A 17,575-nucleotide genomic window follows, 5' to 3' on the forward strand; every position below is an offset into this window, starting at 1 on the left:
GGGCCCCCCCGGGCGGGGGGGGCGCCGCCGTAACGTCGGGCCGACCCCGCAGCGTGGGTTGCCGCCGTAACGCCGGGCTGCGGCCGTCACCCGGGCTGCGGCCCTGGCGCTGGGCTGATCCCGGGGCGCCGGGCCGACCACGTGACGGCGGCCCGACGCCCAGCGCGCGCCCGATCCCGGCACGGGAGCGAGCGGTCCGGCGCGGGCGCCCTGGGCCCGCGGGCGGCGGCTCGTGCGCGCATGCCTCGGGCTGCTCGGCCCCGTGGCGCGGTCCGGCCCGCTCCCTGTGGCCGGGCCGCTGCTGACGCCGGGACAGCGTGGCGGCCGCGCTTCGGCCGCATGTTCGCGGGGCGCTGCCAGTCTGACGGTCCGGCCCGTTCCCCCAGCCCGCCCTGCATGCGGGAGCCGCCGCAGGTCGGCCCGCCCCGGGCTGCGCGGCCGCATGGGGCCGCTCTCGGTCAGAGGCGCGCGCCCGGGGCCGCGGTCACGCGCCAGCTTCGCTCGAAAGCGTGATGGCGGGGGTGACCCCTGCACTTGCACCGGTGGACGCCGCTGCGGGCTGTCCCGCGGTGTGCTCGGTCGCGGCGTCCTCCAGGCTCTTCGCGTCGAGGGCGAGCACGCAGGTGACCGTCTTGCCGGTGAGGCGGACCACCACGTCCCAGCTCTCGGCCAGCAGCCGGACGATCTGCAGGCCCCGGCCACCCAGCGCGTCCTCTCCGGCCTCGCGCGCCGACGGGAGCGTCGTGCCCTCGTCCGTCACCGAGACGCGCAGGCCCGAGTCGGTCAGAGCGAGCGTGAGGTCGACCGGGCCGCTCCCGTAGCGCATGGCATTGGTGACCAGTTCGGAGACGATCATCTCGGCGCTGTCGACGAGATCGGTCGCGCCCCATGCCGCCAATGCGGTGCGGGTGATCCGGCGGGCGTGCCGGACGTTGCGCGGGTGGGGCGGGAAGGAGGCGACAGCCGCCCAGGCTCTCCGGTCGTTCATCGTTCATGCCTCCAGGGCAGGATCATGAGGGCACGCAAGTAGTTGGGATAATCCGGATTGAGCCAGCCTTGACCGATGTTGGCTCGTTTCCCTGAGCCCGCGCAAGTGCAATGGCTACATTCTCGGGGTGAACATTTCCCGAGGGGCGGGCCAGGCCCCTAAATATCAGCGGCTGGCCGCGGACCTGCGGCGCCGGATCATGGACGGGGAGTGGCAGGGCGGCGTGCCGTTGCCGGTGGAAGGGGAGTTGGAGACCCAGTACGGGGTCGCTCGTAATACTGTCCGACTTGCTGTTGATGTTCTCGTCAATGAGGGACTTCTGGTCCGAGTCCAGGGAAAAGGGACCTATCTCAAGGACCACACCGTCGTCGATCATCACGCCTATCGTGCACCGACCGTCGCCGTTCCAGGAACCCCCCTTGGCGCTGCTTCCTCCGTATATGCGGAAGAAGCCCGGGCGGCCGGTCGGAAATTGACATCCGACTTTCAGATGCTGATCGTAAGAGCCACCACTGACATCACCGAACGCCTCCGGCTCGCCCCGGCGGAGGCCGTGGTGCTCCGGCGGGTGCTGCGCTATCTGGACGGCGAACCGTGGTCGGTCGAGGAGAGCCACTACCCCGTCCGGCTCGCCGCCGCGACCGCGCTCATGGATCCGGACCCGGTGCCCGGCGGCGACGAGGCCGCGCTCGCGGAGGCCGGTCACGCCGAGACGGGCTGTGTGGACGAGTTGTGCGCCCGAATGCCCAACCCCGACGAGGCCCGCTGGTTCCAGGCCGGGCCGGGCGTGCCGTTGCTTGTCCAGTTGCGCACCGGCCTCACGCAGTCAGGTCCGGTGCGGGTCACCGAGACCCGGTACTGCGCGGATCGGAACCGGTTGGTCTACACGCTCGGCTCCGCGGAGCCCGTCGCGTCCTCGGGTCGGGTTCCGGCGCAGACGCAGAGATGACCGGCCCCGGGCACACGCCCGGGGCCGGTCACCATGCGGTCGGGGTCAGGCCAGGGCGGCCTTGACCTGCGCGAGGGACGGGTTGGTCATCACCGTCTCCGCGCCGGTGGAGGAGAGCGCCAGCACGGTCGGCACCGTCTGGTTGCCGTTGTTGACCTTCTCGACGAAGGCGGCGGACGCCGGGTCCTGCTCGATGTTGATCTCGGTGTACTCGATGCCCTCACGGGTGAGCTGCGACTTCAGCCGCTGGCAGTACCCGCACCAGGTCGTGCTGTACATCGTGACTTTGGCGGACATCCGTATCGCTCCTCTTGGGTCGGGCCCGGCGTTTGCGTTGCCGGTAGGCCCAACGCGGCCGCACGGGGCGACATTCCCCGCGCCCCTCGTCCGGGCCGGTCCGTCGTATCAGGTGACCGGCCCTGTGGACAACGTGGCTCTGGTTGTCGCTGCGGCTTGAGAGGATGGGCGGCATGCAGGTAGAGCTCCCCGGCACGCTGCCGTCCTTCGCAGGTTCCCACGAGGCCGATCCGGGCGGGCGCCGCGACGCCGACGCCGTGCTCGCCGGGCTCGACCCGGAACAGCGCGCCGTCGCCACGGCGCTGCACGGGCCCGTCTGCGTCCTCGCGGGCGCGGGGACGGGCAAGACACGCGCCATCACCCACCGGATCGCCTACGGCGTGCGCAGCGGCGTGATGCAGCCGCAGCGGGTCCTCGCGGTGACGTTCACGGCGCGCGCGGCGGGGGAGATGCGCGGCCGGCTGCGCCAGCTCGGCGTGGAGGGCGTGCAGGCGCGCACCTTTCACGCGGCCGCGCTGCGCCAGCTCCAGTACTTCTGGCCGCGGGTGATCGGCGGCGAGCTGCCGCGTCTGCTGGAGCGCAAGGTGCAGCTGGTGGCCGAGGCCGCGGGCCGCTGCCGGATCCGCCTGGAGCGCACCGAGCTGCGCGATCTGACCGCCGAGATCGAGTGGGCCAAGGTCACCCAGACCGTGCCGGAGGACTACCCGGCGGCCGCGGCCAAGTCCGGCCGGGAGACGCCGCGGGACCCGGCCGAGATCCGGCAGGTCTACAAGGTCTACGAGGAGCTGAAGCGCGACCGGGGCGTGATCGACTTCGAGGATGTCCTGCTTCTCGCCGTCGGCGTGCTGGACGACCGGCCCGAGGTCGCCGAGCAGGTCCGGGCCCAGTACCAGCACTTCGTCGTCGACGAGTACCAGGACGTCTCGCCGCTCCAGCAGCGTCTGCTGGACCTGTGGCTCGGCCCGCGCTCGAGCCTGTGCGTGGTGGGGGACGCCAGCCAGACGATCTACTCGTTCACGGGCGCCACGCCGGAGTACCTGCTGGGCTTCCGCACGCGGCATCCCGACGCGACCGTGATCAAGCTCGTGCGGGACTACCGCTCCACCCCCCAGGTGGTGCACCTCGCCAACGGCCTGCTCGCACAGGCGCGCGGCCAGGCGGCCCAGCACCGCCTGGAGCTGGTCTCCCAGCGCGACACCGGCCCGGAGCCGGTCTACCTGGAGTACCCGGACGAGCCCGCCGAGGCCGAGGGCACGGCCAAGCGGATCCGGGCCCTGCTCGACTCGGGCGTCCGCGCCAGCGAGATCGCGGTGCTGTTCCGCGTCAACGCGCAGTCCGAGGTCTACGAGCAGGCCCTGGCCGACCAGGGCGTCCCCTACCAGCTCCGCGGCGCGGAGCGCTTCTTCGAGCGTCCCGAGGTCCGTGAGGCCGGCTTGCTGCTGCGCGGCGCCGCCCGTGCGGGCGGGGGCCCGGTCGACCCGCTGCTGGAGGAGACCCCCGAGCGGCTCGCCGACCAGGTGCGGGCCGTGCTGTCCACTCGGGGCTTCACCCCCCAGCCCCCGGCGGGGTCGGGAGCGGTGCGCGAGCGCTGGGAGTCGCTCGCCGCCTTGGTGCGCCTGTCCGAGGACTTCGAAGCGGCGCAGCACGCCGCACAGCAGCCGGCCAACCTCGCGGCCTACGTCGCCGAGCTGGACGCCCGTGCGGCGGCCCAGCACGCCCCGGCCGTCGAGGGCGTCACCCTCGCCTCGCTCCACTCGGCCAAGGGCCTTGAGTGGGACGCCGTCTTCCTGGTCGGTCTGACCGAGGGCATGATGCCGATCACCTACGCCAAAACGGACGAGCAGATCGAGGAGGAGCGGCGGCTGCTCTATGTCGGCGTCACCCGGGCTCGGGTGCACCTGGGATTGTCCTGGGCATTGGCCCGTTCCCCCGGCGGTCGCGCTTCGCGCAGCCCCTCCCGTTTTCTCGACGGCCTGCGGCCGGGCTCCGCGCTGCGCGCCACGGGCGGCGGCCGGGGCGGCGCGGGCGGTCAGGGCGGGCAGGGCGGGCGTGCCTCGCGGAGCCGCTCGCCGATCAAGTGCCGCGTCTGTGGCCGGGTGCTCACCGAGGCCGTCGAGCGGAAGCTGCGGCGCTGCGAGGACTGCCCCTCCACGCTCGACGAGGGTCTGTACGAGCGCCTGCGGGACTGGCGCGGTCGCACGGCCAAGGAGCAGGGCCTGCCGGGCTACTGCGTCTTCACCGACGCCACGCTCATCGCCATCGCCGAGCAGCAGCCGGGCTCGCTCCCGGACCTCGGCCAGATCTCCGGCGTGGGCCGGGCCAAGCTGGACAAGTACGGCGAGGCGGTGCTGTCCTTGTGCGCCGGGGCCGATCCGTCCGGGGTCGAGGCGAAGCTCGACGCGGGTGCGGGAACCCGGTCCGGGGGCGACGCCGAGCAGGGCGATCAGGGGGACATCTCGGACCTCTGGGGCGACCCGGCACCTGCGACGACGCCGGTCGAAGACTCGCCGGAAAAATAGTTTGCGCGCGCAGTGCGGACCCTACTAGCGTGCCGAGCACGGTCGAGGAAACGAGGCCGAGCCCACTCAGGCACTACCTGGAGCGGGCGTTACTGCTGTGTGCTGTACAGCCCTCGGGCTGTGCTGCAAGCTTGAAAGAAGTGACCATCTACGGGCCCGCGACGCCAGCGGACCCCGAGCGCGCCGAAGGGAGGCGGACATTGTGATCACCATGACGAAACTGGCTGGCCAGACGGTGACCGCCGCTGACTTCGGTATGCGCAGCGTTGCCCTGCCCTGTGTCAAGGCCAGTGGTCTGTCCCTCGCCGGTGCCCTTGTCGACGCCACCCGTGTGCGCGTCGCCACCGAAGGCGCTGTCGTGGATGCCACCACTGCCGCCCTGGCCGGCAATGGCTTCGGCGCGTGGGATGCCCGTCGTCTCGAGCGACCGCTGTCGGCACCCGTAGCGATCATGGCCGCCCCTGGCGGTTATGGCGACGCGGCGGGTGCCGGAAGCTCCGCGAAGCAGCAGTCCCAGCAGCACCAGCTCCACACGCAGAAGATCGCCGCAGCGGCGATGACGATCCGGGCCCTCCGCGGACCCGACCCTGGGATAGAACGAACCTGAGCCTGCATCAGGTCGGCTTTCCAGGGCCGCGGAACCCGAATCGGGATCCGCGGCCCTTCTGTTTGCCCACAGGCACGACAGAACCCAATCGAGCACACCGACTCAGACAGGAAGACGACGCGACCGTGTCACCGGTGACCACCCCGCACGCCCCGTCCGCATCCATGGCCGACCACTTCGACGACTCCCACCCTCCGGAGGTTTCTCTGATGCAGCTCACCGCGTTCGAGGAGGCCGACACGCTCGGCGTCCCGATCCCCTGCCGCTCCCTCGACCCCGAGGTCTTCTTCGCCGAGACCCCCGCGGACGTGGAGTACGCCAAGTCCCTCTGCGGCACCTGCCCTGTCAAGGACGCCTGCCTGACCGGCGCGCTCGAGCGCCGCGAGCCCTGGGGCGTCTGGGGTGGGGAGCTCTTCGTCCAGGGTGTCGTCGTGGCCCGGAAGCGGCCGCGTGGTCGCCCGCGCAAGTCCGAGGTCATGGCGTGACCGCCGAAAGCGCGCTGCGCAGCTCCATCCGCGAGATCGCCGATCCGGTGATCGATCCGAACCCTCTCGACGACAAGCAGGTCCCTCCGATGAACCGTCCCGCCGACGAACGTCCCCGCCCCGCGCTGCACACCGAGACTTCCCAGAACAGGACCCTCACCATGCAACTCATGCCCGAAGCCCTGGCCCGTGTCCACATGCAAGAGCGAATGCAGGAGGCCGAGCGCGAACGATTGCTGCGCGCCCTGCAGTTGAGGCGCCGCGCCGAGCGCGCCTCGCTGCGCGCCCGGCGCGCGCTCGCCGCCGTCGTCCTCTGAGCCGACGACACGTCAGCACGTCAGAGCCGAACAGCGGAACCGAACAGCGGAACCGAACCGGCGTCACCGTACGCAGATCCGTTTGAACAGTGATCGGGCCCGCCTCCCCTCGGGAGGCGGGCCCGAGGGCTTTCCGGCTGGCCGCAGCCGGTCCGGAGAGCCTCAGGCGAGGGCTTCCTCGTCGGCGAAGCCGGGCAGCCACGCGAGCAGCTCGTCACGGAAGGGGGCGGTGGCGTCCAACTGGCACAGCACCCCGATGGTGCTGAGCGTCACCCGGTGGATCAGCAGGTACGACGGGGGCAGGTTGAGCTGGCGCCCCAGCGCGTAGGCGGGCGAGCGGGGGTCCCCAACCCGCGCCGCCTGGGCCCGCATCCAACTGCGGGTGAACCGGAACTCGTCGACGGCCGCCGGCTCGATGATCGGCAACACGTAATCGAGCACTGCGTCCGCGTCCAGCTCGATGGTCGGCTTGACGAAGCCCTCCTGCCGCAGCATCTCCAGGACCCCGTTGGCATCGCCCTGCAGCGCCAGGCGCAGCGCCGTCCCTATCGGCAGCGGCAGCCCCTCGGGAAGTCGGTCGACGGTGCCGAAGTCGAGGACGCCCAACTGCCAGCCCTCCGCCGGGCCGTCGTCGACCAGCAGGCGGAAGTTGCCGGGGTGCGGATCCGCGTGGAGCAGCCCGGTGCGGGCCGGTCCCGCGAAGAGGAAACGGGCCAGCAGCCGGCCCGCCCGGTCCCGCTGCTCCTGTGTGCCGGAGGCGATGATCTCCGAGAGCGGGACGCCCTCCAGCCACTCGGTGACCAGGACCTGGTCGCCGTGGTGCACCACCGCCGGAACTCTGATCTCCGGGTCGTCGGCGAATTCCTCGGCGTGGATGTCCTGGGACTCGGCCTCCAGCGCGTAGTCGAGTTCCTCCGTGATGCGGTTGCGCAGCTCCGCGATCAGCGGCTTGACGTCCAGGCCCGGGATCAGCGGGCCGATCAGCCTGGCCACTCGGCTCAGCTGGGTGAGGTCCGAGAGCAGGGCGTCGCCCGCACCCGGATACTGGACCTTGACGGCCACCTCGCGTCCGTCGTGCCAGACCGCCCGGTGGACCTGGCCGATCGAAGCGGCCGCAGCCGGCTTGTCCTCGAAGGAGACGAACAGATCCGGCCAGTCGGGCCCGAGCCGCTCGGCCAGGGCGCTGTGCACGGAGGCGGCAGGCATCGGCGGCGCGGCCTCCTGGAGCTTGGTGAGGGCCGCCCGGTACGGGCCCGCCACCTCCTCCGGCAGGGCGGCCTCGAACACGGACAGCGCCTGTCCGAACTTCATGGCTCCGCCCTTGAGTTCGCCGAGCACCTTGAACAGTTGGTCGGCGGTGCGCTGCTGCAGCTCTGCCGCCACCTCGTCAGCGGGCCGGCCGCCGATGCGCTTGCCGAGGCCGAGAGTGGCGCGTCCGGCTATCCCCAGCGGCAGGGCAGCGAGTTTCGCCGTGCGGGTCACTGCCTTGCGTGGAAGATCGCTCACGGATGCCTCCCTGCTCCGTGGACGCGCTTCGGGCCGTGGGCCCGGGCGGATCCTCGTCCGGTGCGTGTGTGGTGCGTGCGGCTGAGCTCATTCTGCCCCGGGTTGCCAGCAGCAGCCGCAATCGGGGTGCGCCTCCAGCGACCGGCGGCGCATCGAGCCGTCGACCATGGAGATGTCGACCCACCCGCCCAGGCTAGGCGGTGCCGCACCGTCCAGGTAGATCAGCGCGTGCAGCGCCGCGGTGGACGCGACCGTGGCCGCCAGGGTGGCGTCGCAGGCGCCCGGCGCGGGCCGGCCGCTGCAGTGCTGAGCCAGGAGCAGCGGCCAGCTCGGGTCCTGCTCGGCGCGTCGGCAGGACAGGCAGCGCCCGCACGGGCTGTTGCCTGGCAGGACCAGCGGCCCCACCGAACCGGTCGTCTCCACCACACCCGCGTACAGGTGGGGGAGCCCGGCCTGCACCAGCGCCTGCCCGAGCTCCGGATCGGGCAGGCCGCGCGGCGCCACCACGACGAGATCGGGGAGCCCCTGGGCGGCGGCCGTCTCGTCGGGCCGCCAGGGCGCTGCGCGGCGGACGGCCGCCTTGGCCGCGTCGGTCCGCAGCCGGCCAGTGTCGTCGGGGCGCAGCCCCGCCGGCGAGGCGTCCTCGGGCCGTACTCGGCCCGCGTCGCGCACGCGGACCCTCCCCACCCCGGCTGCTGCGAGCAGCGAGGCGACCGCCGCCCCGACCCGCCCGGCCCCGCGCACCTCGACCCGGACCTCCCGGCGGGCGAGCAGAGCGGCTGGCGCCGCGCCGGGACCGGGCCGGGCGAGCGAGAGGGCGGCCAGATCCGGTGCCAGCCTCGCCCGCTCTTCGGGCGGAAGGGCCAGCAGCGGCCGGTGGGCGGCGCTGTCGTCGAGGGCGTCGCAGGCGAGCAGCTCCTCCAGCAGCTCGTCGACGCGCTCGGGGCCGATGCCCAGGCGAGCCGCCTCGCCCGGCAGCGCGGCCAGTTCCCTCGTGCCGTCCAGCAGGTCCAGGAACCGCACCTCGTCGGGCGCGGCCGCCACCGTGCCGCCGTGCCGGGAGTCGAGGCCGAACTGCAGCGTCTCCCGGTCGCGCCAGGCGCGGTGCAGAGCGGGCTTGAGACAGGGGCGCATCGACGTCTCCGTTCCGAGCGGGGGTCCTGCCGGATCTGACGCGCTCAGCATGCACCTGAGGCGGAAAACATGCGCAAAGTTATCCACAGGGCTGTGGATATGGTCTGATGATCGCTCAAATCCGCTGTGAGTTGGTCCGACTTTGGCGCGAATCCGCCCTATTCCCACCGTCGCGACGACCACCCGAAGGGAGAAATTCAGCCAATGGGTGGGGACTTTTGTCGGTCCCGGCAGGTAGCGTCTTCGACGTGGCTGCTGGACCGGAGCACCGTCCTGCTGCGCCGCGCAGGCCTGCTCTGGCAACAACCCAGAGCCGGTTGTCGGCGCAGAACGTCGAGGTGCGCAGAAGCGCCCGCCGCAGCCGCACGGTGTCCGCCTATCGCGAGGACGGGCGCACCGTCGTGCTGATCCCCGACCGCATGTCCGCGGCCGAGGAGAAGCGCTGGGTGGAGCGGATGCTGGATCGGCTCGACGCCCGGGAGAGTCGGCAGATCCGCGGTGACGACGAGCTGGCGGCGCGCGCCTGTGAGCTGTCCAGGAAGTACCTGGGTGGCCGGGCCAAGCCGCGGAGCGTCCGCTGGGTCACCAACCAGAACACCCGCTGGGGCTCCTGCACCCCGTCGGAGGGGACGATACGCCTCTCCCACCGGCTGCAGGGCATGCCCGAATACGTGGTCGACTACGTGCTGCTGCACGAGCTCGCCCACCTCCTGGAGCCGGACCACGGGAGCCGGTTCTGGGCCCTGCTGGAGGCGTATCCCCGCACCGAACGGGCGCGGGGCTACCTGGAGGGAGTCGTCGCCGCCCGGCTGCCTGCGCAGCGCGAGAGCCACTGAGGCCGCGCACATCGAGCAGTCAGGGCGCCTTCGGCGTCCCCGCCTCGTCCGCCCTCGCCCGGGCTCTGCGGGCCGGGCCTCTCAGCCCGGCCGCGTCAGGGCAGCCGGAGTCGGCACGGCCCGAGCGAGCTGCACGGCTCGAGTCAACGCGTCTCGAGTCGGGCCGGCCCACGTCACGTCAGCCCACGTCACGTCAGCCCGCATCAGCTCAGCGTGATCCTGGCCAGCTCCGTCAGCCGCCGGACGGAGGCGTCGGTGTCCGTCGGCAGCCCGTCCCACGGAAACCAGCGCAGGTCCAGGGACTCCTCGCTGATCTGGGCCACCGCGTCGGCCGGGGCGACGATCAGGTACTGGACGTCCAGGTGCGTGTTCTCGGGCTGGTCCTTGCCGGCGCAGCGCACCGCGTGGCGGTCCAGCTTGGCGGGCCCCTCCCCGACCAGGGCCAGGCCCTCGGAAATGCCGGACTCCTCCCGGGCCTCGCGCAGGGCGGCAGCGGCCAGGGTCGTGTCCTCCGGCTCGCAGTGACCGCCCAGCTGCAGCCAGCGGCCGACCTTGGGGTGCAGGGTCAGCAGCACCCGCCCATGCTCCGCGTCGACGACCAGGGCGCTCGCGGTGATGTGGGCGGGACGGCAGCTACGCCAGACCCCGTCGGCGCGGGCGTCGAGGTGGGCCAGGTAATCGTGCCGCAGGAGGTCCTGCTCGGGGTCGGGCGCCTCCCAGGAGCTCAGCGTCCTCACGGCGTCCGCGTGGAGCGCGGAGAGGGAGATCGTCTCGGTGCGCGAGATCACTGCTCGGTACCCGGCTTCCCCTCGTCCTCCTCGCCCGGCTTCCCTTCGTCGGACTCGCCGGCGGAGGTGCCTTCGGCCGAAGGCTTCTCTTCGCCGGAGTCGGCATCGGAGTCGGAGCGCGTGTCGGCCTCGGGGGCGCCGGGGCGTCGCCCGGCCGCCTCGTTGAGCATCTCGTCGAGCTTGGAGAAGTCGATCCCACCCTCGGCGAGGTCGGGGGCGGCGGCTCCATGTACGAAGCCGTCCGGGTCGTCCAGGTCTGCCGCGGTGGGGAGCATGTCCGGGTGACCCCACAGGGCGTCGCGGCCGTCGGTGCCGCGGGCGTCGGCCAGCGAGGCCCACAGGCGGGAGGCGTCACGGAGGCGGCGCGGGCGCAGCTCCAGGCCGACCAGTGTGGCGAAGGTCTGCTCGGCCGGGCCACCCGTCGCACGCCGGCGACGCAGGGTCTCGCGCAGGGCGGCGGCGTGCGGCAGGTGCGGGGAGGCGGCGGCGTGGACCACGGCGTCCACCCAGCCCTCGACGAGCGCGAGGGCCGTCTCCAGCCGGGCCAACGCGGCCTTCTGCTCAGGGGTGTCCTCGGGCTGGAACAGCCCGCCCCCGAGGGCCTCCTGCAGCGACTCGGGGTTCGTCGGGTCGACCTGACCGACCAGGTCCTCGAGGCGGGCGGTGTCGACCTTGATGCCGCGCGCGTAGGCCTCGACGGCGCCGAAGAGGTGCTGGCGCAGCCATGGCACGTGGGCGAAGAGGCGCTGGTGCGCGGCCTCGCGCAGGGCGAGGTACAGGCGGACCTCGTCGGCGGGCACGGAAAGCCCCTCGCCGAACAGCTCGATGTTCTGCGGCAGGAGCGCTGCCTTGCCGGCCGGGCCCAGCGGCAGGCCGACGTCACTGGAGCCGAGCACCTCGGCTGCCAGGGCGCCGAGCGCCTGGCCGATCTGGGTGCCGAACATGGCCCCGCCCATGCTGCGCATCACACCGAGCAGCGGGCCGGCCATGGCCTGCATCTCCTCGGGGACCACGCTGCCCATGGCGTTGCCGACCCGCTCGGCGACCGGGTCCACAAGCTGCTGCCAGGTCGGGAGGGTGGCCTCGATCCACTCCGCCCGGCTCCACGCGACCGCCGAGGCCGCGCCGGCGGGCAGCGCCGTCGCCGAGTCCAGCCAGAGCTCGGCGAGGCGCATCGACTCGGAGACGGCGGACCGCTCCGACTCCGCGACAGAGCGGTCCTTGGACCCCGCCTCCTCGCTGCCCTGCACGACCGCCTGGCGGGCGATGTTCTTGGCGAGCTCCCAGTTGACCGGCCCGCCGTCGAAGGAGAGCATCTGGCCCAGCTGCTGGAAGGCGGCGCCGAGGTCGTTGGGGTTCAAGCCGCCGAAGATGGCGGCGAAGGGGTTGTCACCGGCGTCGCCGGAGCCGCCCGTGCCGCCTGGCAGACCGGGAAAGCCGGGGAATCCGAATCCGAACGGGTTGCCGCCCTGGCCACCACCGCCTGAGCCGCCGCTTCCGGAGCCGCTGCCCCCCTGGCCGCCGCCGCTCCCCGAGCTGCCGCTGCCACCCCCGGAGCCGCTGCCGCCGCTCCCTGAGCCGCCGTCGCCGCCCTGGCCGCTGCCGCCGCCGCTGCCCTTGTCATTGTGGCTGCCTGAGCCGCCGTGGCTGCCGGAGCCGCCCTGCTTCCCCTCCATGCCCTCCTCGGGCTCCTCGGGGGGAAGGCCGAAGCCGAAGGGGATGTCGCTCACGAGTCGCCTCGATCTGATAGGCCGGCGCCGGAACACGGCGGGTGCCGGGTGCACCGCCATGCCCTGGCCTCGGGCAGGATGGACCGGTACGTGACACTTACGTACGCATCAAAACTAACCGTGGAGGATAGCCGGTGAGTTCCCCGCCTTCGGACGTTCGCTCTCGGCTGACCGGTGACCAGGTGGGTCCGGCGGGTATGGAGGAGGCCGAGGTGGGCCGACCCGAGTACACCGGACCGCCCCTGGTCGTGGCCGTCACCGGTGCGGCCTCTGGCATGGGCGAGCGCTTGGTGCGCCGCCTGGCCGAGGCCCAGGGCGTGCGGCGGGTGCTGGCGATCGACGAGCGTCGCGGCGAGGCCCGGGGCGTCCAGTGGCGGGTTCTCGACGTGCGGGACCCCGCCGTGGCCGAGCGGCTGGCCGGCGTGGACGTGGTGGTCCACCTCGCCCTCGACCTCGGGATGGAGTCGGATCCCAAGGCGCGGTCGGCGTACAACGTGCGCGGCACCCAGACCGTGATCACCGCCGCGGCGGCCGCGGGGGTGCACCGGGTGGTGCTGTGCACTTCCGCGATGGTCTACGGGGCTCTGGCCGACAACGAGGTCCCGATGGCCGAGGACGCGCCGCTGCGGGCCACCGAAGAGGCCACACTCGTGGGCGACCTGCTGGAGATCGAGCGCCTGGCCCGCAGGGCGCCGCACGTTCACCCGGGGCTCTCGGTGACGGTGCTGCGCCCGGCCGTGCTGGTCGGGCCCGGGGTGGACACCGTGCTGACCCGGCACTTCGAGGCGCCGCGCCTGCTCGTGGTGGCGGGCTCCCGGCCGTGCTGGCAGTTCTGCCACGTCGACGACCTGACCACGGCGCTGGAGTACGCGGCGCTCGGCTTCGTCGAGGGCGAGGTCACCGTGGGCTGCGACGGCTGGCTGGAGCAGGAGGAGGTCGAGCAGATCACCGGCATCCGCCGGATGGAACTGCCCGCCTCGCTCGCGCTCGGGACGGCTGCCCGGCTGCACCGGCTCGGTCTGACCCCGGCCCCGGCGGGGGACCTGGCCTACACGATGTATCCGTGGGTGGTCTCGGGGAGCCGGCTGCACGAGGCGGGATGGCGGCCGCGCCACAGCAACGAGGACGTGCTGGCGGAACTGCTGGCGCAGGTGTCCGGGAACCACGCGGTAGCCGGCCGTCGCCTCAGTGGCAAGGACGCTGCGACCAGCCTGGGTGCGGCAGGAGCGACGGTGGCCCTGGTGGGAACGGCGGCGCTGGTGCGTCGGGCCCGTAAGCGGCGACGCGTCTGAGCCCGAGGGGACGGAGTCACGGCTCGAGAAGGGGCAGCGGGCGAATAGCGGGGCCTTGGCGGAAATCAGATGTCACGATGCGGAATCGACTCTTGAGCCCCGCCTCCGATCCGTCATCATGGAGGCCATGAGCCCCAACACGACGGCCGACGACCCGATTCGCCTGCTCGCGCTCCGTGAGACCGCGCTGTCGCTCGACGAGGTCTACGCCGCGGTGCAGCACGACGCCGCCGGCGGGACCGACGTCTTCATCGGCACGGTCCGTGACCACGACGGCGGCAAGGGCGTCACCGCTCTGGAGTACAGCGCGCACCCCACCGCGGAGGCCGAACTGCGCCAGGTGGCGGAGAAGGTCTGCGCGGATTTCCCGGTTCTCGCGCTCGCCGCCGTGCACCGGGTCGGACTGCTGGAGATCAACGATGTCGCAGTGATCGTGGCGGTCTCCTGCGCCCACCGTGGCGAGGCGTTCGAGGCCTGCCGACGCCTGATCGACACGATCAAGCACGAGGTGCCGATCTGGAAGCACCAGCGTTTCGGCGACGGCACCGAGGAGTGGGTCGCCGCCTGTTGAGCGGCCGGTGAGGTCCACCTGAATCAGGGGTGCCGCGAGCCGATGTGTCTCGCCCGTCCGCCGCACGGGTATGGATCGGGTGCGTGACCGGCATGGCCCGGTGATCGTTGTGCCGATCAGCGACTAGTCTGCTGATATCACGATGATCTGGGAGAACGACATGGGTGTGCTCGCCTGGTGGATCATTCCGCTGGTGGGTGGTGTGCTCGCCGCACTCTGGGTGACCTGGTCCTCCCGAACCCGCTCGACGGGCGACCGGGATTCCGTGCAGGGCTACGAGCGCTTCCGTGAGGCCATGGAACGCACGACTGACCGGCCGGAAGCCTAGTCCGCCGGGCGTGACCGCGCGCGCGTCCCGTACTGTCGTGCCATGCCACGCCGCTCCGCGACGATGCTCGCCGCCACGTTGATGCTCATAGCGCTCTTCTGCGTCGCCCTCGTGGTGCCGGCGCCCTACGCCGAGATGAGCCCCGGGCCGACGTACAACACGCTGGGTGAGCAGAACGGCAAGCCGGTCATCGTCATCACCGGTCACCCGACCTTTCCGACCACGGGCAACCTGAACATGACCACGGTCGAGGTCAGCAGCGCGGACTACCAGCCGAGCCTGGTCTCCGCACTGATCGGCTGGGTCAAGAGCGACATGGCGATCGTGCCGCACAGCACGCTCTACCCCGACAACCAGACCGAGCAGCAGGCCCAGCAGCAGAACGCCGAGGAGTTCTCTGCCTCGCAGGACAGCGCCAAGGCGGCCGCGCTCGGCAGTCTGGGCTACCCGGTCAAGGCGGAGGTCGTGGTCGCCGCGGTCGTGGAGGGCAGCCCCTCGGTGGGCAAGTTGCACGCCGGTGACGTGATCCTCGCCGTGGACGGCACCCGCGTCACCGACCCCCAGCAGGTGTCCACCCTGGTCACCAAGCACCAGCCGGGTCAGGACGTGGTCTTCACGGTGATCCCCAAGGCGAAGACCTCGGACATCACCCAGACGCCGGCCCAGCAGGCGGCGGTCGAGCAGAGGGTGACCATCACCACCGCGAAGAACCCGGACACCGGCAAGGCCATGGTCGGCATCCAGCCGGACGTCGAGCACACGTTTCCGTTCGACGTGCAGATCAACTTGGGTGACGTGGGCGGGCCGAGCGCCGGCCTGATGTTCGCGCTCGGCATCGTGGACAAGCTCAACGGCACCAACCTGACCGGCGGAAAGTTCATCGCCGGCACCGGCACCATCGACGCGCACGGGAACGTCGGGCCGATCGGCGGCATCAGCATGAAGCTGATCGCGGCCCGCGACGCCGGTGCGCAGTACTTCTTCACCCCGGCCGACAACTGCGCCGAGGCGGCCTCCTCCACGCCGAGCGGCCTCACCCTCGTCAAGGAGACCAGCCTCAACGGCGCGCTCCAGGCGCTCGCTGACATCCGCTCGGGCAACACCGCGGCGCTGCCGTCCTGCGCGGCCAAGTAGTCCCTAACGGCCAAGTAGTCCCGAACGGCCGAGTAGATCCCGACCGGCAAAGCAGTTCCGACCGGCCAAGTAGTCTCGATCGCCCGAGCGGGCGATCGGCCGTCAGCCGATCCGGCTGACGGCCGAGCCGGTCAGCTGAAGGTGGTCAGCAGTGCGTCGGCGAGGCCGGGGACCAGATCCGGGCCGGTGAGCACCTCGCGGGCGGAGTCCTTCTCGCGCAGGCGCAGCGCGGACTCCCGGCTCCCGTCGCGCAGTACGGCGACGGTCATCCGGACCTCCTGACGCTCGGGGTGCTTGGCGACGAAGGCGGCCAGTTCGCGCTCGCCCTTGCCCTTGGGCAGCTGCGACTCGGCGGAGGGCGGGAGGATCAGCCGCTCGACGACCAGGGCGCAGCCGACGACCGCGTCCGGCCAGGCGATGGTGCCCAGGAACTCGTCGAGCTTGGCGTCCCTCGGGAGCTCCTCCTGCTCGATCGGGGTCAGCTCGCCCTCGGCGCCGGACTCCAGGCCGAGCTGACGGGCCAAGGCGGGTTCGTTCGCCAGGAGCTTGCCCGTGTCCACCAGGGCGAAGAGGCGAGCGGGCTGGTCCCAGCCGAGGCCGGCGACGTACTCGTCGATCTCGAGTGCGGCGCGGGTCAGCGGGCGGGCGGCGGGGGGTGTGGCGTCGGACATGCTCCATATCCTCACATGTAAGCGGGAACTCAAATAATCGTCGTCGGAGTTGGACTAGCGGTCCCTGGAACCGCGCCGAGCCGGGGACGACCTGCCCAGTCGATGACGAGCTCCCCGAGGACCCGCCTTGGTATTCCAGATGCCGACGCCCGGCCCGACGCGGCGCCGTCCGCGCGTGCTGCCGCTGGCCTCGGCGATCTCGGCGGGCCTGATGCTCGGCGCCCTGGCGGTGCTCGTCGCACCGACCTGGGCCCAGTTCACCCTCTTCCTGGTCTTCGGCTCCGTCATGGCGCTGCTCGTGGGCGGCAATTGCTGGCTCGCGCACCGGCTGCGCCAACCGCTGAGCGTGATGTCACCCGAGCAGGTGAGCCTGGACCCGTGCCGTCAGCTCGTCGCGGGACGCAAACCGGTCCTGCTGGCGACGGTGGCCGGAGTGCCCGGCGTGCTCGCGGGGGCGGCTGCGGCGACGCATGCGGAGCTGTGGCAGGAGACGGTGCGCGGCGCCGAGTGGGGAGTGCGGGATCCGATCCTGCACCGGCCCTCGGGGTTCTATCTGACGACGGTGCCCTGGTACCGCTTCCTGGTCGACTTCGGCTTCGCCGCGATGGTCGCCTCGCTCGCGGCGGCCGGTGCGGTGCACTACCTGTACGGCGGACTGCAGCTTCAGGACCGGCGCAGACGCAGCACCGCCGCCGCGAGGGCTCAACTGTCGGTGCTGTGCGCCGTACTGCTGGCGCTGAAGGCGGCGGCGTACTGGCTGGACCGCTTCGAGATCGTGGGCCGCGCCGGTCAGCTGGGCCCCCGCGAGCTGGGCGCCTGGCTCCAGGCGAAGTCGGTCCTGTGCTGGCTCGCGCTCATCTGCGCGCTGCTCTTCCTGACCGTTCCGATGCGCCACCGCTGGCTGCCGGCGCTGACCGGCCTCGGGCTGCTGCTGTTCTGTTCGGGCCTGGTGGGCGGGGTCTACCCGCTGCTCGTCCGCTATCTCGGTTGAAGAGCTCCTCTGAGCACGTGCTAGGGTTGAGACACAACGACGCGGGGTGGAGCAGCTCGGTAGCTCGCTGGGCTCATAACCCAGAGGTCGCAGGTTCAAATCCTGTCCCCGCTACTCAAGGACGAAGGCCCGGTGCGCACGCACCGGGCCTTCGTCGTGACCAGTCGGCGTCGGGTGGTGTTGTCGTGGTTCGCTGTCCGAGCCTTCGGTATCGCCCCTGGTTATATCGATTTGCTCTGATCGGCTGCGACGTCGTACAGTAGAGGCACAACGACGCGGGGTGGAGCAGCTCGGTAGCTCGCTGGGCTCATAACCCAGAGGTCGCAGGTTCAAATCCTGTCCCCGCTACTGAAGACAGGCCCGGTGCACACGCACCGGGCCTGTCGCATGTCGGACGTCAGGGGATGTCCCGCTCACGCTCGACGCGGCCTT

At 71.8% G+C, this 17,575-nt stretch carries 18 protein-coding genes and 2 tRNA genes; 13 read left to right on the plus strand and 7 right to left on the minus strand.

The annotated features are described in order from the left end of the window. Positions 1–484: 484 nt before the first annotated feature. Positions 485–988, minus strand: coding sequence for an ATP-binding protein (locus tag TR48_RS07340; RefSeq protein ID WP_052442466.1), 504 nt, complete (start codon positions 986–988; stop codon positions 485–487). Positions 989–1,115: 127 nt separating this feature from the next. Here TR48_RS07340 and TR48_RS40095 point away from each other — a divergent pair, with 127 nt between their 5' ends. Beyond that, entirely contained in the window at positions 1,116–1,937 is an 822-nt protein-coding gene (locus TR48_RS40095; RefSeq protein WP_084728962.1) for a GntR family transcriptional regulator, read from the plus strand. A gap of 45 nt (positions 1,938–1,982) precedes the next feature. Here TR48_RS40095 and TR48_RS07350 read toward each other — a convergent pair whose 3' ends face one another. After that, positions 1,983–2,234 (minus strand): mycoredoxin, encoded by a 252-nt coding sequence (locus tag TR48_RS07350; protein WP_042365098.1) that lies wholly within the window; start codon positions 2,232–2,234, stop codon positions 1,983–1,985. A gap of 173 nt (positions 2,235–2,407) precedes the next feature. Here TR48_RS07350 and TR48_RS07355 point away from each other — a divergent pair, with 173 nt between their 5' ends. The 4 genes from TR48_RS07355 (at position 2,408) to TR48_RS07370 (ending at position 6,162) form a co-directional block, all read left to right on the plus strand. After that, positions 2,408–4,753 carry an ATP-dependent DNA helicase UvrD2 gene (locus TR48_RS07355; protein WP_084728964.1) on the plus strand — a complete coding sequence of 782 codons (2,346 nt, stop codon included), beginning with the start codon at positions 2,408–2,410 and terminating at the stop codon, positions 4,751–4,753. A gap of 202 nt (positions 4,754–4,955) precedes the next feature. Next, a complete protein-coding gene (locus tag TR48_RS07360; RefSeq protein WP_042365099.1) occupies positions 4,956–5,360 on the plus strand; it encodes a hypothetical protein in 405 nt (134 codons plus the stop codon). A gap of 164 nt (positions 5,361–5,524) precedes the next feature. After that, a complete protein-coding gene (locus TR48_RS07365; protein WP_042365194.1) occupies positions 5,525–5,845 on the plus strand; it encodes a WhiB family transcriptional regulator in 321 nt (106 codons plus the stop codon). Between the two features lie 89 nt (positions 5,846–5,934). Further along, positions 5,935–6,162 carry a putative WhiB-interacting protein gene (locus TR48_RS07370; RefSeq protein ID WP_439654452.1) on the plus strand — a complete coding sequence of 76 codons (228 nt, stop codon included), beginning with the start codon at positions 5,935–5,937 and terminating at the stop codon, positions 6,160–6,162. A 162-nt stretch (positions 6,163–6,324) separates the two neighbouring features. On the opposite strand, the gene TR48_RS07375 is transcribed toward TR48_RS07370, so the two are convergent. Then, on the minus strand, positions 6,325–7,668 hold the full coding sequence (locus TR48_RS07375; RefSeq protein WP_042365100.1) for an ABC1 kinase family protein: 1,344 nt from the start codon (positions 7,666–7,668) through the stop codon (positions 6,325–6,327). Positions 7,669–7,755: 87 nt separating this feature from the next. Beyond that, positions 7,756–8,802: a ThiF family adenylyltransferase gene (locus TR48_RS07380; protein ID WP_042365101.1), complete on the minus strand. Its 1,047-nt coding sequence runs from the start codon at positions 8,800–8,802 to the stop codon at positions 7,756–7,758. A gap of 248 nt (positions 8,803–9,050) precedes the next feature. Between TR48_RS07380 and TR48_RS07385 the strand changes: the two genes are divergently transcribed. Then, positions 9,051–9,638: a M48 metallopeptidase family protein gene (locus TR48_RS07385; protein ID WP_042365102.1), complete on the plus strand. Its 588-nt coding sequence runs from the start codon at positions 9,051–9,053 to the stop codon at positions 9,636–9,638. Positions 9,639–9,841: 203 nt separating this feature from the next. Here the strand turns inward: TR48_RS07385 and TR48_RS07390 are convergent, their stop codons facing one another. Both TR48_RS07390 and TR48_RS07395 read right to left on the minus strand, forming a co-directional pair. After that, the gene (locus TR48_RS07390) at positions 9,842–10,426 is read right to left on the minus strand and encodes an NUDIX hydrolase (protein ID WP_236652049.1); all 585 of its coding nucleotides are present in this window, start codon (positions 10,424–10,426) and stop codon (positions 9,842–9,844) included. Further along, positions 10,423–12,156 carry a zinc-dependent metalloprotease gene (locus TR48_RS07395; RefSeq protein WP_042365103.1) on the minus strand — a complete coding sequence of 578 codons (1,734 nt, stop codon included), beginning with the start codon at positions 12,154–12,156 and terminating at the stop codon, positions 10,423–10,425. The genes TR48_RS07390 and TR48_RS07395 overlap by 4 nt, the downstream gene beginning before the upstream one ends. Before the next feature lie 197 nt (positions 12,157–12,353). Between TR48_RS07395 and TR48_RS07400 the strand changes: the two genes are divergently transcribed. The 4 genes from TR48_RS07400 (at position 12,354) to TR48_RS07415 (ending at position 15,481) form a co-directional block, all read left to right on the plus strand. After that, on the plus strand, positions 12,354–13,448 hold the full coding sequence (locus tag TR48_RS07400; RefSeq protein WP_042365104.1) for an NAD-dependent epimerase/dehydratase family protein: 1,095 nt from the start codon (positions 12,354–12,356) through the stop codon (positions 13,446–13,448). A gap of 127 nt (positions 13,449–13,575) precedes the next feature. Further along, complete coding sequence (locus TR48_RS07405) at positions 13,576–14,019, plus strand: molybdenum cofactor biosynthesis protein MoaE (RefSeq protein WP_236652050.1); 444 nt, start codon at positions 13,576–13,578, stop codon at positions 14,017–14,019. A 142-nt stretch (positions 14,020–14,161) separates the two neighbouring features. Then, positions 14,162–14,347 (plus strand): hypothetical protein, encoded by a 186-nt coding sequence (locus TR48_RS44250; RefSeq protein ID WP_042365106.1) that lies wholly within the window; start codon positions 14,162–14,164, stop codon positions 14,345–14,347. A gap of 42 nt (positions 14,348–14,389) precedes the next feature. After that, the gene (locus TR48_RS07415) at positions 14,390–15,481 is read left to right on the plus strand and encodes a YlbL family protein (RefSeq protein ID WP_042365107.1); all 1,092 of its coding nucleotides are present in this window, start codon (positions 14,390–14,392) and stop codon (positions 15,479–15,481) included. Positions 15,482–15,612: 131 nt separating this feature from the next. On the opposite strand, the gene TR48_RS07420 is transcribed toward TR48_RS07415, so the two are convergent. Beyond that, on the minus strand, positions 15,613–16,152 hold the full coding sequence (locus TR48_RS07420) for a PPA1309 family protein (RefSeq protein ID WP_042365108.1): 540 nt from the start codon (positions 16,150–16,152) through the stop codon (positions 15,613–15,615). 127 nt (positions 16,153–16,279) lie between these two features. Here TR48_RS07420 and TR48_RS07425 point away from each other — a divergent pair, with 127 nt between their 5' ends. From TR48_RS07425 to TR48_RS07435, 3 genes are all read left to right on the plus strand, one after another. Next, entirely contained in the window at positions 16,280–17,143 is an 864-nt protein-coding gene (locus TR48_RS07425) for a UPF0182 family protein (RefSeq protein WP_152627840.1), read from the plus strand. A 40-nt stretch (positions 17,144–17,183) separates the two neighbouring features. Continuing rightward, a tRNA-Met gene (locus TR48_RS07430) sits at positions 17,184–17,257 on the plus strand. Between the two features lie 160 nt (positions 17,258–17,417). Beyond that, positions 17,418–17,491, plus strand: a tRNA-Met gene (locus tag TR48_RS07435). Positions 17,492–17,575 lie beyond the last annotated feature (84 nt).

Origin of the sequence: Streptacidiphilus neutrinimicus (assembly GCF_000787815.1) — a bacterium.
Taxonomy (GTDB): domain Bacteria; phylum Actinomycetota; class Actinomycetes; order Streptomycetales; family Streptomycetaceae; genus Streptacidiphilus; species Streptacidiphilus neutrinimicus.

Coding starts and splice junctions, on each gene's coding strand:
- TR48_RS07340 (WP_052442466.1), bottom strand. CDS start 988: ATGAACGACCGGAGAGCCTGGGCGGCTGTCGCCTCCTTCCCGCCCCAC.
- TR48_RS07350 (WP_042365098.1), bottom strand. CDS start 2,234: ATGTCCGCCAAAGTCACGATGTACAGCACGACCTGGTGCGGGTACTGC.
- TR48_RS07355 (WP_084728964.1), top strand. CDS start 2,408: ATGCAGGTAGAGCTCCCCGGCACGCTGCCGTCCTTCGCAGGTTCCCAC.
- TR48_RS07365 (WP_042365194.1), top strand. CDS start 5,525: ATGGCCGACCACTTCGACGACTCCCACCCTCCGGAGGTTTCTCTGATG.
- TR48_RS07370 (WP_439654452.1), top strand. CDS start 5,935: ATGAACCGTCCCGCCGACGAACGTCCCCGCCCCGCGCTGCACACCGAG.
- TR48_RS07380 (WP_042365101.1), bottom strand. CDS start 8,802: ATGCGCCCCTGTCTCAAGCCCGCTCTGCACCGCGCCTGGCGCGACCGG.
- TR48_RS07400 (WP_042365104.1), top strand. CDS start 12,354: ATGGAGGAGGCCGAGGTGGGCCGACCCGAGTACACCGGACCGCCCCTG.
- TR48_RS07405 (WP_236652050.1), top strand. CDS start 13,576: ATGAGCCCCAACACGACGGCCGACGACCCGATTCGCCTGCTCGCGCTC.
- TR48_RS44250 (WP_042365106.1), top strand. CDS start 14,162: ATGATCTGGGAGAACGACATGGGTGTGCTCGCCTGGTGGATCATTCCG.
- TR48_RS07415 (WP_042365107.1), top strand. CDS start 14,390: ATGCCACGCCGCTCCGCGACGATGCTCGCCGCCACGTTGATGCTCATA.
- TR48_RS07420 (WP_042365108.1), bottom strand. CDS start 16,152: ATGTCCGACGCCACACCCCCCGCCGCCCGCCCGCTGACCCGCGCCGCA.